We start from the raw sequence: 15924 nt of genomic DNA on the forward strand, positions 1-15924 counted from the left end.
TTTTTTCAACATTGGACCTTGGTGCCTCGGGCCGTCGGGCGAGGGCAAGGCACTCGGGGCAGAAGTGAACGCTTACCGCTCTTTCAAAAACTTCGACCCGCCGGATGGTTGACGCCGTCGCTGGTAGGTACCGTCTCGAGCTCAAACGGATTCACGCCCTCGAGGCAACCCACGTTGTAGCCGTACTCGGCCGGATTCGAGCGTCTCTGGTGATGCGTATAGATTCCACAGTGGCCGCAGAAGAAGTGTTTTGCGGTCTTCGTGTTGAATTGATACAACCTCAATGTTTCCTCGCCTTGCACTATCTTGATTCCAGGGAAAACATCCCGGACAGTCCCAGGCCTGAAGGTTGGAACTTCGCGTAAAGGCAAGCTCGGCATGGGTCCCCGCCATCGCGGGGATGACGTGGGTTAGTTTATCGATGAAAATCGTGGCGCGATTTCTGCCGCGTTAAACAAATTTCGCACCGCTGCGGCATCAAGGGAAATATCCCAGGCAGCAGTCCCGGGCCTGAAGGTTGCGCGAAGGCGAGGACGAAGTGGTTTTCGCCCTTGCACGCTCAATCTGGCGCCGACTCCAGCAATTCCACCGCCACCAGCATCGACGTCGGCTGCAGCGCGGGGCCGAACTGGCTCGATATCGCGACATTGGCCGCGTCGTGCCCGAAGGCGACTGCCACGCGCCCGCCGCGCGGCGTCGCCTGCGTCGGGTCGAAGGTGTACCAGCGCCCACCCACATAGGCCTCGAACCAGGCGTGCAAATCCATCGGCTCGAGCCCGTGCAGATAACCGACCACCATGCGCGCCGGAATGCACAGCGCGCGGCACAGCGCGATGCCCATGTGCGCCAGATCGCGGCACACGCCCTCCCCCTGCTGGTTCACCTGCACGGCCGACATGTAATGGTTGGCCGAGGCCGGGTTGAAGCGCACCGAGCGCCGGATCCAGTCGCTGATGCACACCACCTGGTCGTACCCGGGCGCCGCGTTGGCCACGATCTGGTTGGCCATCGTGAAGAACTGCTCGGATTCGACATAACGGCTCGGCAACAGATAGGTCAGCACCTCGTCGGGCAGGTTCTGCACTTCGTTGTAGGGCGCGCCCGGGCACACGTCGATCGTGTCGGAGGTCATCACGTCGGCCGAGGTGCGGATCGAAAATTGGCCCGGCGGCGCGATCAGGCGCTGGCACAGGTTGCCGTACAGGTCGGTGTACTCGACCACCGGCACGCTCGGCTTGAGCATGTAGCTCTCGCGCGCGACCCATTGATGGGCACCGCTGCGCGGACGCAGCATGAGGATGAACGGCGTCGGCACGTGCACGACAAAGTCCAGGTTACAACTGGTGCGCAGCCACATAAATGTGTTCCTTTTCGATTAATTGGGCGCGGGGCGTCCCGGCGCGGCGGCGACCGGTCAACCTGGCGCCTCGGGCGACAGGCACAGCGGCGTGACCGTGACCCTGACCGCCAGCTTGGCCTTGCCGCCGCCGAGGACGATGCCGCGCAGCGGCGTGACGTCGCTGAAGTCGCGGCCCCAGCCCAGCGTGACGTGTTCGTTCTGCACCAGGCAGCAATTGGTCGGATCGAAATCGACCCAGCCCAGATCGGGGCTGTACACCGAGACCCAGGCATGCGAGGCGTCGGCGCCGATCATGCGCGGCTGCCCCGCCGGCGGATGGGTCAGGATGTAGCCGCTCATGTAGCGCGCCGGCAAACCGATGCTGCGCAGGCAGCCGATCATCAGTTGCGCGAAGTCTTGGCAGACCCCGCGCCGGCCCTTGAGCACGGCTTCGAGCGGGGTCGATATCTCGGTCGCGGTGCCGTCGAACTCGAAGTCGTCGAAGATGCGGCGCGTCAGTTCCAGCGCGGCGTCGAGATGCGGGCGGCCCTCGGTGTAGCTGACGCGCGCGTAGGCTTCGAGCTCATGGTTCCAATTGACATGCGGCGACGCGTACAAGTAGCGGCAGGCCTCGAGCGTGCCGGCGCCAAGGTGCGCCTGCATCGAGTCGCGCAGCGGTTCCCACGCCGGCGAGCCCTTGATCTGCTCGACGCCGGGGCGCGCCGTGAGCGCGACCGTCGACTGCGCGTGCACCAGCAACTCCCTGTGCGGCGTGGTGATCGCGATGTGCCGGGTGCAATTGCCAAAGAAGTCGGTGCCGGCGACGCCGTCCTCCTCCTGCGGATCGACCACGATCTCGTGCGCGGTCGTGGTCTGGTGCGCGAAGTCGCGCGGCGTCATGTGCAAAAATTGCTGCGACAACGTCACCGCGTTCGCATAGGTGTAGTGCGTCTCGTGGTCCACCCGGTAGCGGGCGCTGGCGACTGCGGGCGTCGGCAAACCGGTCATGTTGGCATTCTGTCGGAGGGCTTGCCAGTATAGCTGAAGAAGCGCAGGCCGATCTGCTCGGACATCGAGGAGCTGGCCACGTTGATGCGGCTGAGCAGGTCGATCAGGCGCGCGTTGCCGCAATACAGGTCCGTCTCGGGCGAGAGCGCCAGCAGTTCGTCCCTGAGCGGCGCCAGCCACTGGGCCCCGCAATCGCCATAGGCCAGGGCGATCTTGCCCAGGCCGCCCAGGATGCCGTCGATCTGGAACAGCATGCCGCGCGGATTGGTGCCGTCGAGCAGCAGCAGGTCGAGCACGGGCAGCCACTCTGGCCGCGCGCGGTAGCGCGAGCGGTAGGTGACGATACTGTCGGACAATTCGAGCAGCCAGTCGAGGTTGCCGCCGGCATCCATCGCCAGCGCGCGCTGCAGCACCACGCACATAAATTGCAGGCGCTCGACGCGCCGGCCGACCGACAGGAAGCGCCAGCCGAGGTCGCGGTTCATGCCGTCGAGGGCGAAGCCGGACAGGGTCATCAGCGAGGCCGCCGTCTCGTCGAGGATCGCGACGACCTCCGCCTGCGACGGATGGCTGACGTCGGCCACGCGCTGCTCCATCTGGTTGAGCGCGCGCCAGTTGTCGACCGACAGGCGCTCGCGCAGGTGGCTCGCGCTCTGGTACAGCGCCTGCTGCTGGCGCGCAAGCCCCGGCACATCGGTCGAGACCACGGCGAGCATCAGGGCCGCCTCGACCTGGGCGTCGGTCAACACGAACGGATGGTCGGGGGGCTCGATTGCGGCGAGCGCCGGGGACTCGCCCTTGGCCGGGTCCTTGGTGTCGATCAGGTAGTACCAGGCGCACAGCGACTTGATGGCGGGCCATTCGGCGCCGCGGTCATCGGCGTCGATGTCAAACAGCATGCCCAGCGCCACGCGCAGCAGGCGCGCGATGTCGTCGCAGCGCTCGCTGTGGCGGCCGAACCAGAACAGGTTTTCGGCCATGCGGCTCGACAGATGCGTGTCGTCGCGGATCAGGTCGGCGCTGGTGGTGATGCGCTGCACCGGACGCGGCGCGGCCGGGCGCGCGCTCGCCTGCACCCAGGTGTCCTTGCTGCCGCCGCCGCGCTGCATCGTGATGACGCGCGAATCGAGGCCGGTGGCGACCCGGGTCAGTCCGCCCGGCATGACGATATAACCGTTGGGCGTGGCGCAGGCGTACACGCGCAGGCCGATCGAGCGCCCGTGCAGGCCGCCGAGCGGGCCGGGCTGCCACACGGGCGCCTGCGACAGTCGCACCAGTTCCTGCGCCACATAGTTGTTTGGATTGGCGCGCAGCGCCTCGATGAAGGCGGCGCGCGCCTCGCCCGTCAAGTCCTGGCCGAAGACGGTGGGCTGGCGCAACTGCGGGAATGTCGGCTTGATGACCAGCCGGTCGAGCTTGGCGACGACCTGTTCGAGCGCCTTCTCCTGGCCGCACCACCAGGTTGCCACCGACGGCATCTTGAGCGGCTCGCCGAGCAGGCGCCGCGACAGCGCCGGCAAAAAGCCGAGCAGCGCGCCGGACTCGAGCAGGCCCGAGCCGAGGCTGTTGGCGATGAGCACGTTGCCGCTGCGCGCGGCCTCGGTCAGGCCGCCCACGCCGAGGGCGGAGCCGGCGCGCAGTTCGAGCGGATCGCAAAAATCGTCGTCGACGCGGCGCACGATCACGTGCACGCGCTTGAGGCCGGACAGGGTCTTGTGCCAGACCATGCCGTTGCGCACGGTCAGGTCGCCGCCCTCGACCAGCGGCAGGCCGAGGTGGCGCGCCATGAAGGCTTGTTCGTAATAGGTCTCGTGGTACGGGCCCGGCGTGAGCAGCACGATGAGCGGCGTTTCGCTCTCGCGCAGGGCCGCGCCGGCGCCGCCGCGCAGGGCGCTCTGGCGGCCCCAGTGGACCAGGCTGTCGCGCATGGCGCTGAAGAACCCGGTCAGCGGGCGCACTTTGAGGTCGCGCATGAGGTCGGGGAAGGTGCGCGCGATGATCGAGCGGTTCTCGAGCGCGTAGCCGGCGCCCGACGGCGCCTGGGTGCGGTCGGTGATGACCCACCAGCGTCCGTCGGGGGCGCGCGCGAGGTCGACCGCGTAGAAGTGCAAGGCGATGCCGTCGCGGTGGCGCATGCCGTGGCACTGGCGCAAGAAGCCCGCGTGGGCGTGGATCAGCGCGGGCGGCAGCAGGCCTTCGGCGAGCATCTGCTGCTCGCCGTAGACGTCGCCGAGGATGCGGTTCATCAGGGTGGCGCGCTGGATCACGGCGGCCTCGATGCCGCGCCACTCGTCCTGCGGCAGGATCAACGGCAGCGCGTTGAGGTCCCACGGTCGCTGCACGCCCTTGGCGTCGGCGTAGACGTTGTAGGTGACGCCGTTTTCGCGAATCTGGCGTTGCACCGTTTCGACGCGCTCGCGCATGGCATCGGGATTTTCGGCGGCGAGACGCTCGAGCATGGCGCGCCAGTGCGCGCGCGGTTGTCCCGAGGCGTCGAGGATTTCGTCGTAGCTTTCGGGCGCGACCTGATACGGGTCGAGGAGTTTTTGTACCATGCCTTGCTTGTTCCTTGCTGTTGATGCTGGTGCGCTGCTGTTTGGAAGTTTGCATAACTTCGCAGTGCACCTCCATGTCATTTCCGGGGGCTCGGCGCTCGGCGGCCCGATTAGCGGCGCACCATACAAACGTCATCGCACCATACAAACGTTACCGCGCCATACAAACGTTACCGCGCCATACAAACGTCACCGCGCCATACAAACGTCACCGCACCATATACCGTCATCCCCGCGAAAGCGGGGACCCATAGTGAGTAAGCCGTACCGAGCTATTAAAAACTTTTACAGCGGGCGACCGGTTTAAAGGTTCGAATTGCGCGTAGATGCGAAATCAGTATGGGTCCCCGCTTTCGCGGGGATGACGTTGGCTTTTTTTGTTCAAAATTTGCGTTTCACGATTTCTGCCGCATTCGATTTCTGTCTCATACGATTTCTGTGGCATTTTAGGCCCCAATCAAATCAACCCGGTTGCCAACGCAAATCCAGCGTCGTCGGAAAACTCGGGTTTAGGTCTTCTTTGACCACCTTCATCGGCCCCGGCGTGTGCCCGTGCGCCCAAAAGCGCGAAAAGCGCCTCGCCTCGGCGGCATTGGCATTAACCGGCGAATGTTCCTCGCTGCGCCCGCCCGGATGGGTGACATGATACGTGCAACCGCCGATCGCCCGTCCGCTCCAGGTATCGACCAGGTCGAACGTGAGCGGCGCCTGCACCTTGATGGTCGGATGCAGAGCCGACCACGGGCTCCAGGCCCTGAAGCGCACGCCCGCAACATACTCGCCCGGAATCCCGGTCGGCGCCAATGGCAACATGCGCCCGTTGCAGGCTACCACATGGCGCCCGTCGGTCAGTCCGCGCACCAGCAACTGCATCCGCTCGAGCGACGAATCGACATAACGCGCGGTCCCGCCGGCGGCCATTTCCTCGCCAAGCACGTTCCACGGCTCGATCGCCTGGCGCAACTCCATCTCCACGCCCTCATAAACGACGGTGCCAAAACGCGGAAAGCGGAATTCGATGAACGGGTCGAACCAACGCTCCTCGAACGCATACCCGGCCGCGCGCAGGTCCTTGACGACGTCGCGGATGTCCTGCGCAACAAAGTGCGGCAGCATCCAGCGGTCGTGCAGGGACGTGCCCCAGTGCACCAGCTTGGCCTCGTACGGCTCGCGCCAGAAACGTGCCACCAGCGCGCGCAGCAACAGCATTTGCAATAAACTCATGCGCTCGTGCGGCGGCATCTCGAAGGCGCGGAACTCGACCAGACCAAGCCGCCCGGTCGGCCCATCCGGCGAATACAACTTGTCGATAGAAAACTCGGACCGGTGCGTGTTGCCCGTCAAGTCCACCAGATGGTTGCGCAGCAGGCGGTCGACCATCCACGGCTTTTCGCCCTCCTCCAGCGTTGGCAGCACCTGGTCCATTTGCTGGAAGGCGATCGCCAGTTCGTACAGGTTGTCGTCGCGCGCCTCGTCCACCCGCGGCGCCTGGCTGGTGGGCCCGATGAAGGTGCCCGAGAACAGGTACGACAACGCCGGATGGTTTTGCCAATACGTGATCAGGCTCTTGAGCAGGTCGGGCCGGCGCAGCATGGGGCTGTCCTCGGCGGTGGCGCCGCCCAGGGTCGCGTGGTTGCCGCCGCCGGTGCCGGTGTGGCGGCCGTCGACCATGAATTTTTCGGTGCCGAGGCGGGTCAGGCGCGCCTCCTCGTACAGCGTGGTCATGTTGTAGACCAGCTCCTTCCAGCTCGCCGCCGGGTGGATGTTGACCTCGATCACGCCCGGGTCCGGCGTGACGCTGAGCATCTTGATGCGCGGGTCGCGCGGCGGCGGGTAGCCCTCGATCCACAACTTGCATTTGAGCTTGGCGGCCGTGTTCTCGACCGCCGCGACCAGCGCCAGATAATCCTCGACGCGCGTGAGCGGCGGCATGAACACATGCAGGCGGCCGTCGCGCACCTGGACGCACAACGCGGTGTGGATCACCTCTTTCGAGGCGGGCTCCTCGGCCACGTCCACCTGTTCGCCGGCGGCGGCGAGCTCGCCGCGCGGCGCGAACGGGTCGACGTCGTAGTCGACCGGCATGTCCTCGGGCAGGACCCAGGGCAGTGTGCTCAAGGGCAGGCGCAGCCCCATCGGCGAGTCGCCCTCGGTCAGGTACAGGTATTCGCGCTTGAGCGGCCAGGCCGAGGTGCGCCAGACGGTGCCGTGCGCGCCGTCGGGCTCGACATCCTTGGCCTTGAGCGGCAGCACGTAGCCCGCCACCGCGCCCAGCCCCTGCTCGAGCAGGCGCGCGAGGCGGCGCCGCTGTTCCGGCGCGGACAGGTCGGCCACCAGCGGATCGAGGTTGACCGGCAGGCATTGCTCGAGGTGGGCTTGCTGCACCACGTCCTCGTAGGCGGCGATCTGGCTGCCGACGGGCAAGCCGAGCGCCTTGGACAGGTTGGCGACAAAGGCGGCCGCCTCGGCGTCGCCGTAGCCGTCGTGTTTGTTTTCGTCGGAGAACAACGTGGCGTCGCGCCACATCGGCTGGCCGTCCACTCGCCAGAAGATGTTGAGCGCCCAGCGCGGCAGCGGCTCGCCCGGATACCATTTGCCCTGCCCGTAGTGCAACATGCCGTTGGCCGCGAAGTGGTTTTTGAGTCGGTGCATCAATTGCCCCGCCAGCGCGCGCTTCTCGTCGCCGTGGGCCAGCGTGTTCCATTGCGGCCCGTCCATGTCGTCGATCGAGACGAAGGTGGGCTCGCCGCCCTGGGTCAGGCGCACGTCCTGGCGCTTGAGGTCGGCATCCACCTGCTGGCCGAGGAGGTCGATCGCCTCCCAGTCGGCCTCGGTGTAGGGCTTGGTCACGCGCGGGTCCTCGTGGATGCGGGTGACCGTCATCTCGTGGAAGAAGGTGACCCCAGCCTTGTCTGTGTAGCCGCTCACGGGCGCGGCCGACGACGGCAGCGCCGTGCACGCCAGCGGAATGTGGCCCTCGCTGGCCAGCATGCCCGAGGTGGGGTCGAGCCCGATCCAGCCGGCGCCCGGAATGTAGACCTCGGTCCAGGCGTGCAGGTCGGTAAAGTCGGCCTCGGCGCCGCTGGGGCCGTCGAGCGCCTGGCGGTCGGCGCGCAACTGGATCAGGTAGCCGGAGACGAAGCGCGCGGCCAGGCCCATCTCGCGCAAGATTTGCACCAGCAGCCAGCCGGTGTCGCGGCAGGAGCCCGAGCCATTGCCAAGGGTTTGCTCGGGCGTCTGCACGCCCGGCTCCATGCGCAGCAGGTAGGCGATGTCGCCCTGCAGGCGCTGGTTGATGGCCACCAGGAAGTTGTTGGTGTTCATGGGCGCCGACAGCAGCTCGCGCCGCGCGGCCGCCACCCACTGCGTGAGCAAGGGGCCGGGCGCCTCCGACTTGATGTAGGGGCCGAGCTCGGCGTTGAGCTGGGCCGGATAGCTGAAGGGGAAACTCTCGGCGTATTTTTCGACAAAAAAATCGAAGGGGTTGATGACCGTCATGTCGGCCACGAGGTCGACCGTGAACTCGAGCACGTTGGTCAGCTCCTGGAACACGAAGCGGCCGATGTAGTTGCCGTAGGGGTCCTGCTGCCAATTGATGAAATGCTGCTCGGGCGAGACCGTGAGCGAATACGACAGGATCGGCGTGCGCGCGTGCGGCGCCGGGCGCAGGCGCACCGCGTGCGGCGACAGCGTGACCAGGCGGTCGTAGTGGTAACTTGTTTTGTGGTGCAACGCGACGCGGATGGCCATTCGGTAATGCCTTTCAATGATTCTTGCGCGGGGCGGACGGGACGCGGCCCCGTGGGGCGCGTCGGGGGCGGAGCGTCAGGCGGCTTCCATGCTTTCGTCCGGCACCAGGAAATCGCGGCTGATGCGCCGGCCCAGCTCGTCGACGCAGGAGAGGAATTTGGTCAGGTAGGCGTGCAGGCCCTGCTCCAGAATGTCGTCGATGGCGGCCGCCTGCAGGTCGGCATGGAGTTGCTCGGCGAAGCGCTCGGTCTCCTGCGACTGCGTGTTGCGGATCTCACGGAGGTTGCAGACCACGGCGCCCATGCAGGCCACGAGCGACCGCGGCAACTTGGGCTCGAGCATGAGCAACTCGGCCACGCGGGCCGCGGTGATGGCGTCGCGGTAGACCTTGCGGTACACCTCGAACGCCGAGACCGAACGCAACAGCGCCGCCATATAGTAGAACTCGGGCACGGTGCCCGGCTCGATCGCGCCGACCGCCTGGAACTTCACGTCGAGGATGCGCGCCGTGTTGTCGGCCCGCTCGAGGAAGGTGCCGAGGTGGATGAAATTGAGCGCCTCGTCCTGCAGCATGGTGCCGACCGTGACCCCGCGCGACAGATGGGAGCGGTGCTTGACCCACTCGAAGAACTGGCTGGGATTGTGCTCGAGCATGTCGCCCTTGAGCAGGTCCTGCATCTCGATCCAGGTGGCATTCTTGGTTTCCCACACCTCGGTCGTGAGGGTGCCGCGCACGGCCCGCGCGTTCTCACGCGCACCGGTGAGGCAACTGGCGATCGAGGACGGGTTCTTGAGGTCGCGCACGAGGAAGTCGATCACGTTCTTTTGCGTGGGCGCATCGTATTGGGCGTCGAAGGCGCCCTCCAACTCGGACATGCGCAGCAGCGCGCGCCAACCCTGTTGCGCGGCCAGCGCCGTTTGCGGCATCAGCGCGTTCTGGATGCAAACGTCGAGCATGCGGGCCGTGCTTTCGGCGCGCTCTGTGTAACGGGCCATCCAGAATAGGTGGTCTGCGGTGTGGCTCAGCATGCTCAGTTCTCCAGTATCCAGGTGTCTTTGGTGCCGCCGCCCTGCGACGAGTTGACCACCAGCGAGCCTTGCTCGAGCGCCACGCGGGTCAGGCCGCCGGGCACCATCGCGACCGTCTTGCCGGACAGGACGAAGGGGCGCAGGTCGATGTGGCGCGGCGCCACGCCGGACTCGACATAGGTCGGGCAGGCCGACAGCGACAGGGTCGGCTGGGCGATGTAGCCGTCGGGCTTGGCCAGGATGCGCTGGCGAAACGATTCGATCTCGTCCTTGCTCGAGGCGGGCCCGACCAGCATGCCGTAGCCGCCGGCGCCGTGGACTTCCTTGACGACCAGCTCGGGCAGGTTGGCCAGGGTGTAGGCGAGGTCATCCTTCCTGCGGCATTGGTAGGTCGGAACGTTGTTGAGGATGGGCTCCTCGGACAGGTAGAAGCGGACCATGTCGGGCACGAAGGGGTAGACCGATTTGTCGTCGGCCACGCCGGTGCCGACGGCGTTGGCCAGGCCGACGCGGCCGGCGCGCACCGCACGCATGAGGCCGGGCACGCCGAGGGTGGAGTCGGCGCGGAAGGCGAGCGGGTCGAGATAGTCGTCGTCGATGCGGCGGTAGATCAGGTCGACCCGCTGCGGGCCCTGGGTGGTGCGCATGTAGACGGTGTCGTCGGCGACGAACAGGTTGCGGCCCTGCACCAGCGCCACGCCCATCTGCTGCGCCAGAAACGCGTGCTCGAAATAGGCCGAGTTGTGCATGCCGGGCGTGAGCACCACGACGGTGGGGTTGGCCACGTCTTGCGGGCCGACCGAGCGCAGCGTGTCGAGCAGCAGGTCGGGGTAATGCTCGACCGGCGCGATGCGGTTGCGCGCGAACAGGTCGGGGAACAGCCGCATCATCATCTTGCGGTTTTCTAGCATGTAGGAGACGCCGGACGGGACGCGCAGATTGTCCTCCAGCACGTAGAACTCGCCCTTGCCCGCGCGCACGATGTCGACGCCGGCGATGTGGGCGTAGATGTTGGAGGCGAGGTCGATGCCCTGCATGGCCGGGCGGTATTGGGCGTTGTTGAGGATCTGCTCGGGCGGAATCAGGCCGGCCTTGAGGATGTTCTGCTCGTGATAGATATCGTGCAGGAACATGTTGAGGGCGGTGACGCGTTGCACCAGGCCCGCTTGCAGATGGGCCCACTCGGCGGCGTCGATCACGCGCGGAATGATGTCGAATGGGATCAGCCGCTCGGCGCCCTCATCGTCGCCGTAGACGGCGAAGGTGATGCCGACGCGCCGGAACACGAGCTCGGCCTCGGCGCGCTTTTGTTCGATCACATGCGCAGATTGGCGCTGCAGCCAACTGCCAAACTCACGGTAGTGCGGGCGCACTGTGGTGGACTCCGAGTACATCTCATCGAAAAAATCTGGCATAGATCTAACTACTCCTTGCATTCTGGTTTGCCAATGTGGGGTTTCTGCGCGCGCTGGGTGGCAAGATTGAGAATCAGGCTTGTTGCCATTGTATAAGTTTTCTTGCGAAAAACTCAGCGGTGTGGCGAAATTTAGTGAAAAGAATCAGAGACTTGCACGGGGCGGGTGGGCGGCGGTGATCTGGCTGCATCAATTGGATGCAGGCGGGCTGGGGGCGTGGGAAGCGAAAAACCTTCTTGGTGCGGGGCGCACCAAATGAGGGCGGCAGGCGTGTTCCATGCGAATAAATTTACGGCGGCGCTGGTTCGGCGGACTTGGGGACTATTGCGGAACGGCTAGCGGAAAACGCCTTGCTGGAACTGGTCATTTGCCATCACCAATTTCCGACAGAAGAATTTCGTCAAGGCGCAAAGCCCGATCGCGATCGGCACCAGCACAAGCGCACAGACTGCGAATGCGAAGCCAACTCGACGAGCAAGTGCTCCTCGAGCTGAAATTCATTCATTTTCTTCCAAAACAAAATATTGCACAAAAGATAGTGAACACGTGATATAAATGGTATTTTTGAAAATACTTTATGCTCCCCATAAAAATGGTATTCAATAGTTACCTCTCTATGAAACAAACCTACCAATATGTGCCGGGACAAAATACCACACCATCTCTGAAAGCTGTGCGCGAGGAAATTCCGAAATTTTTCCGCGAAATCCTATTAAGAAATGGTTACGAGCCAAATGACTATTTGGTTTATTCATCTGTCGGACAGCCAAATCGTAGTTTCGCAAAGATCCCTTGGGTAGCAATATTCAAAAAATCTATCACCCGCACTGCGACAAAAGGATTTTATATTGTTCTTCTTTTGCAGAAGATATGTCGTTAGCGTCTTTATCTCTTAATCAAGGGTACACAGCTTTTCAGGAGCGTTACGGATACCCTAAGCTGGCGTACGAAAAATTGCGAGGTTGTGCTCGCGTCGCCGCTGCTCGAATCAATGCAAAGCCAATTGGTTTTTCTGAAGGCCCACTGAATCTACATAGCGAAGGTGGACTAGCAAAAGGATATGAAGCAGGTTCAATCCTTCACAAAAACTACCTCTACAACTTGGTTCCGACTGAAAGCGAAATCGAGTCTGATGTATTGGAGCTAATGACAGCCTATCTAATTTTGGCAAGTGAAGCACCAACGTCATTGATTAACCTTGATGTTGAAGTTTCCGAGGTGGAACTACGGGAAGCTATCGAAAATATCGTCGATATCAACCAAACTGCTCCTAGTACTGTCGGCCCACAACCATGTCCTCCATACGCCTTGCTCAAGGATTCACCTAGATTCGTACGATCGCCGAGAGTGGCCGCACGGGGGCTCTCAATGTCAAATTTTGCGTGTGCCCTTGCGACCACAGTTGACCTACACGAGTCATTTATATCTGCACGGACAGGATTTAAATACCTAGAGTTGCACCATCTTATTCCGTTCAGTCAACAAAGGCATTTCAAGTATAGTCTGGATGTAGAAGAAAATATTGTTGCCCTTTGTCCAAACTGTCATCGGATGCTACATTCAGGAACCAATGCAGAAAGAGTGAGGCGACTACGACATTTGCTTTCAATTCGAAATGCAGCACTTCAAGCACGCGGCATCACGGTCAGTGCGAGTGCTTTGACCACTATGTATGGCGCACTTACCAATGACGATTAATATCCCCCAAAAAAAAAGCAAGTATTTATCTTGGGGAAGGCTAGCCATCATTAACAGCGATTTCTGAAAGTAAGTTGTGCAGAAACAGGCTTCGCGGCGAGCTAAAATTGTTTGAACTTTTCGACAATTATTGAAATACTTGCCAAAGAGACTCAAGATCAAGAACTCAATTTTTTCGAGGTTGACGAACGCTCGGTTCGAAAACAAGTCAAATGAATAGCGTTGCAGCCGCAACGGCAACGCCTACCCTTGATTTTTTGGTGAAAAGGAGATCCACGATGCTTACCCGAATCGTTACTGTTGCCGCGCTTGCCATGGGCGGCGTTTTACTATCGAAACAAATGAAGAAGAACCGCGGCTCGGATACGTCGTCCTCTGTCGAAGAATCAATCGAGGTCAACGTCCCGGTGAGCACTGCATACAACCAATGGACGCAGTTTGAAGAGTACCCACGGTTCATGGACAGCGTGAAGGAGATCAAGCAGATCGACGACAGGCACTTGCACTGGCGCGCGGACGTGGCGGGCAAAGAGAAGGAATGGGACGTCGAGATCACCGAGCAGATCCCCGACAAGCGGATCGCGTGGCGCAGCACCAGCGGCGTGGCCAACGGCGGCGTTGTCACGTTCCACAAGATATCGGACTCGACGACCAGGGTAATGTTGCAGATGGACTATGAGCCTGAGAACATGCTCGAACAAGTCGGCGACGCGTTCGGGGCCGTGCGGATGGAGGCCAGAGGCAATCTACAGCGTTTCAAAGAGATGTTGGAAAGCCGCGGCCGCGAGACTGGGGCTTGGCGCGGCGAAGTTACCCAGCATTGATTTACTTACATTGACCGTAGGCGTGGCCGGCCAATCAAGGCTGCCGCGCCTTAGTTGCCTCGGTTGCCGCCTTAGCAGAAGCAATCCGCCGCTGCCCTTCTAGCCAAGCCGCAGGTACCTTGTTTAACAAGGGATCGGATCGCTTCAGACTAGTCCAGGTGCTGCCGCCATCCCCCGAATACACAAGCATATATGGATCCGACTCCGCATCGATGTTCATTATCGCGGCCAACCAAATTTCCCGGCGATTAACAACGTAGCTACTTACCAGCGAAGAAATATCCTTCGGCAGCTTGACCTTGATCCATGCTTTTCCATCTTGCGAGCGAAGCAAAGTCTGTTCAATTGATCCAGTGATCCACCATCCTCCATGTGCCGACGATCCGATTTCAACCAACAGATCTGGGTTGCCCAAATTTTTCACCGACGTAATTTGGCATGCTGCGATATCGATCCGGTCGACTTGGTAGCCCGACACGGTACCGTCTGTTGAAAATTGCGTGATCAGTGCGAGCGCAGTTCTGTTCGAGGTCGCAAGGCGGAAGTTCGCGTCCTTCAACATCGTCAACGGCGTTTTCTTGTTGCGCACCCCTAATTTTCGTAGCGACATGAAACATTTTGCGCCTCCACGCCGAAATACAAATCCATGTTCGCAGGGCGAGATTTGCACGGAATTTGTGAGCAATACCGCATCCCGAATTAACGGCCTACTGATATTTAACGTAATGCCGGACGCTGCATCTATGACCGCGTTGCCCGCAAAAATTCGGCCTTCTTCATCGACTACAACCGGGGGCCAAAGCTCCCCGCCTGGCAAGATGCTCTCGACACTTACCTTGCCCATTTCCGCCGCTACGGTGAGTGGCACCGCGTCCTCCCTTTCATAGGCACTGACGTTGCTACAAAGCTGAAGTACGCCTGTTAACAACACGACGTCGGATGTTAGATTTTTCATTCGTAAGTTTCCAATCCTGGCACAGATTGGAGCCTCAAAGTCCGGAGGTGACTGCAGTTCAATTGCTCACGCATACCCACGTCATGTCTCGCCCTTGATGCTGTGGCATGCGCTCGCCGGCGCGCAGTTTGCTCTTGGCGTTGATGTCGTCCATGACGGCCCATTCGCCGTCCTTAGGACAAACCTGTCCAGTCGTCGCAGAAATGACGCCGTTCTCAACTAGGACCGGGGCGGCCGTTGGCATCTTTGTTTCCTGAAAATACAATCGTTCCTCGACCGGGATTGAACCATCCAAATAGCGCTTGTCCTCCCAAATCAGTCGCCATATAACTGATAGTTTCCGTCCCGTCAGGTATATACCATCGCTGTCCCATAAAGTAGGCGCCAGCGCACCACCAAATAGGTAGTTCATGCAGCCATCCTTGATCTGCGGTTCGTAGATTCCGAATACAGGTAGTTCCTTGCCCGTTTCAATGAGAACCTCGGCTTCTGGTATGGGGACGTCTGGCAGTGTTGACGGCAGCGGCAATTCCGCGATGGTGTCTAACCAAAACGTTGACCACGACTCGGGGGCAGGTTCATCGCCCAACATGGGCTGTAAGTATCCAATATCCCTGCCTGCCTCATAAAAATCCTGTATCGCCGCGGTTAATTCCTCCACATAAATTCCGTCATAGAAGTGGTCTCCTCTGGCTCCGTTGTTAACGAGCTCGCTATGCCAACTGTTTGCAAGCATCGTCGCGTCATTTAATACGCCTTGCTCGTTGTACAGCAAAACAGTCATGTCACCTTGCTGGATTCGTTCAAGAGCATCTTCATACAAGACCTGGATCTTCAATATCTCAGGATAGTATTGCTCCCATCTCGTTGGGTCGAGCGCACGTATTGGTTGTGCAACTGGCTCCTCTCTTACTTGACGTTCGAATTTAGCAGCGAAGCGATCGAACGCATCCGCTACACGCTTCCACGCCGTGTAGCTTGTTCTTCTCTTCAAATACCAGAATAGCTTCCTTCGATCAACGGCCGTCATTGTCCCTGCTGACCAGCTCGTCTTGAAAATGTCGTAGATACTCATTTCTCTTATTCGCCTTCGCATGGATTCCGGATTTCAAAGAAGTGGGAATAAAAAGCTATCCATCAAACGTTCTTGATTCCATCCTACAGATGGATCCATTTTCAAAACTGGGCGTTGAAACCAAGGATCACTATGTGAATCCCACTGCCCACAATTCCGGGGCACGTATCAATCATCATTGACTGCATGTCACCAGTCTCTTTCGAGGCGGCGCGTATTCAATTACTGACGCATACCCATATCACGTCGCTCCCCTGATGCTGTGGCATGCGCTCG

Annotated in this window: 11 protein-coding genes and 1 pseudogene; 4 read left to right on the forward strand and 8 right to left on the reverse strand. The window is 61.2% G+C overall.

Annotation, left to right across the window (positions count from 1 at the left end; all coding sequences use genetic code 11):
- Positions 1 to 559: 559 nt before the first annotated feature.
- The 6 genes from C7C56_RS21715 to C7C56_RS21740 all read right to left on the reverse strand — a co-directional run bounded on the left by C7C56_RS21715 (position 560) and on the right by C7C56_RS21740 (position 11096).
- Positions 560 to 1357, reverse strand: coding sequence for a transglutaminase domain-containing protein (locus C7C56_RS21715; RefSeq protein ID WP_106759430.1), 798 nt, complete (start codon positions 1355 to 1357; stop codon positions 560 to 562).
- 57 nt (positions 1358 to 1414) lie between these two features.
- Positions 1415 to 2347, reverse strand: a complete 933-nt coding sequence (locus C7C56_RS21720; protein WP_106759431.1) for a transglutaminase family protein — start codon at positions 2345 to 2347, stop codon at positions 1415 to 1417.
- On the reverse strand, positions 2344 to 4902 hold the full coding sequence (locus C7C56_RS21725; protein WP_106759432.1) for a circularly permuted type 2 ATP-grasp protein: 2559 nt from the start codon (positions 4900 to 4902) through the stop codon (positions 2344 to 2346). Before C7C56_RS21725 ends, C7C56_RS21720 begins: the two co-directional genes overlap by 4 nt.
- Before the next feature lie 462 nt (positions 4903 to 5364).
- Positions 5365 to 8652: a transglutaminase family protein gene (locus C7C56_RS21730; protein WP_106759433.1), complete on the reverse strand. Its 3288-nt coding sequence runs from the start codon at positions 8650 to 8652 to the stop codon at positions 5365 to 5367.
- 75 nt (positions 8653 to 8727) lie between these two features.
- Positions 8728 to 9681: an alpha-E domain-containing protein gene (locus C7C56_RS21735; RefSeq protein WP_106759434.1), complete on the reverse strand. Its 954-nt coding sequence runs from the start codon at positions 9679 to 9681 to the stop codon at positions 8728 to 8730.
- 2 nt (positions 9682 to 9683) lie between these two features.
- The gene (locus tag C7C56_RS21740) at positions 9684 to 11096 is read right to left on the reverse strand and encodes a circularly permuted type 2 ATP-grasp protein (RefSeq protein ID WP_106759435.1); all 1413 of its coding nucleotides are present in this window, start codon (positions 11094 to 11096) and stop codon (positions 9684 to 9686) included.
- 79 nt (positions 11097 to 11175) lie between these two features.
- On the opposite strand from C7C56_RS21740, the gene C7C56_RS28375 reads away from it, so the two are divergent.
- The 4 genes and pseudogenes from C7C56_RS28375 to C7C56_RS21755 all read left to right on the forward strand — a co-directional run bounded on the left by C7C56_RS28375 (position 11176) and on the right by C7C56_RS21755 (position 13618).
- Positions 11176 to 11355: a hypothetical protein gene (locus C7C56_RS28375; protein WP_146204598.1), complete on the forward strand. Its 180-nt coding sequence runs from the start codon at positions 11176 to 11178 to the stop codon at positions 11353 to 11355.
- A gap of 357 nt (positions 11356 to 11712) precedes the next feature.
- Positions 11713 to 12197, forward strand: a pseudogene (locus C7C56_RS30805) (MrcB family domain-containing protein); the annotation flags it as partial.
- A 267-nt stretch (positions 12198 to 12464) separates the two neighbouring features.
- Positions 12465 to 12794: an HNH endonuclease gene (locus tag C7C56_RS30810; protein WP_370660236.1), complete on the forward strand. Its 330-nt coding sequence runs from the start codon at positions 12465 to 12467 to the stop codon at positions 12792 to 12794.
- A 278-nt stretch (positions 12795 to 13072) separates the two neighbouring features.
- Positions 13073 to 13618 carry an SRPBCC family protein gene (locus C7C56_RS21755; protein WP_106759438.1) on the forward strand — a complete coding sequence of 182 codons (546 nt, stop codon included), beginning with the start codon at positions 13073 to 13075 and terminating at the stop codon, positions 13616 to 13618.
- 34 nt (positions 13619 to 13652) lie between these two features.
- Here the strand turns inward: C7C56_RS21755 and C7C56_RS28380 are convergent, their stop codons facing one another.
- Together C7C56_RS28380 and C7C56_RS21760 are read right to left on the reverse strand one after the other, a co-directional pair.
- Positions 13653 to 14573, reverse strand: coding sequence for a beta propeller repeat protein (locus tag C7C56_RS28380; protein ID WP_146204600.1), 921 nt, complete (start codon positions 14571 to 14573; stop codon positions 13653 to 13655).
- A gap of 58 nt (positions 14574 to 14631) precedes the next feature.
- Entirely contained in the window at positions 14632 to 15648 is a 1017-nt protein-coding gene (locus C7C56_RS21760) for an Imm71 family immunity protein (RefSeq protein WP_181373297.1), read from the reverse strand.
- Positions 15649 to 15924: the final 276 nt, after the last annotated feature.

Origin of the sequence: Massilia glaciei, from assembly GCF_003011895.2 — a bacterium.
Taxonomy (GTDB): domain Bacteria; phylum Pseudomonadota; class Gammaproteobacteria; order Burkholderiales; family Burkholderiaceae_D; genus Telluria_A; species Telluria_A glaciei.

Bases quoted from the DNA above. Each gene is read 5' to 3' on its own strand.
- C7C56_RS21715 (WP_106759430.1), bottom strand. From the start codon at position 1,357: ATGTGGCTGCGCACCAGTTGTAACCTGGACTTTGTCGTGCACGTGCCG.
- C7C56_RS21720 (WP_106759431.1), bottom strand. From the start codon at position 2,347: ATGACCGGTTTGCCGACGCCCGCAGTCGCCAGCGCCCGCTACCGGGTG.
- C7C56_RS21725 (WP_106759432.1), bottom strand. From the start codon at position 4,902: ATGGTACAAAAACTCCTCGACCCGTATCAGGTCGCGCCCGAAAGCTAC.
- C7C56_RS21730 (WP_106759433.1), bottom strand. From the start codon at position 8,652: ATGGCCATCCGCGTCGCGTTGCACCACAAAACAAGTTACCACTACGAC.
- C7C56_RS21735 (WP_106759434.1), bottom strand. From the start codon at position 9,681: ATGCTGAGCCACACCGCAGACCACCTATTCTGGATGGCCCGTTACACA.
- C7C56_RS21740 (WP_106759435.1), bottom strand. From the start codon at position 11,096: ATGCCAGATTTTTTCGATGAGATGTACTCGGAGTCCACCACAGTGCGC.
- C7C56_RS30810 (WP_370660236.1), top strand. From the start codon at position 12,465: ATGTCAAATTTTGCGTGTGCCCTTGCGACCACAGTTGACCTACACGAG.
- C7C56_RS21755 (WP_106759438.1), top strand. From the start codon at position 13,073: ATGCTTACCCGAATCGTTACTGTTGCCGCGCTTGCCATGGGCGGCGTT.
- C7C56_RS28380 (WP_146204600.1), bottom strand. From the start codon at position 14,573: ATGAAAAATCTAACATCCGACGTCGTGTTGTTAACAGGCGTACTTCAG.
- C7C56_RS21760 (WP_181373297.1), bottom strand. From the start codon at position 15,648: ATGAGTATCTACGACATTTTCAAGACGAGCTGGTCAGCAGGGACAATG.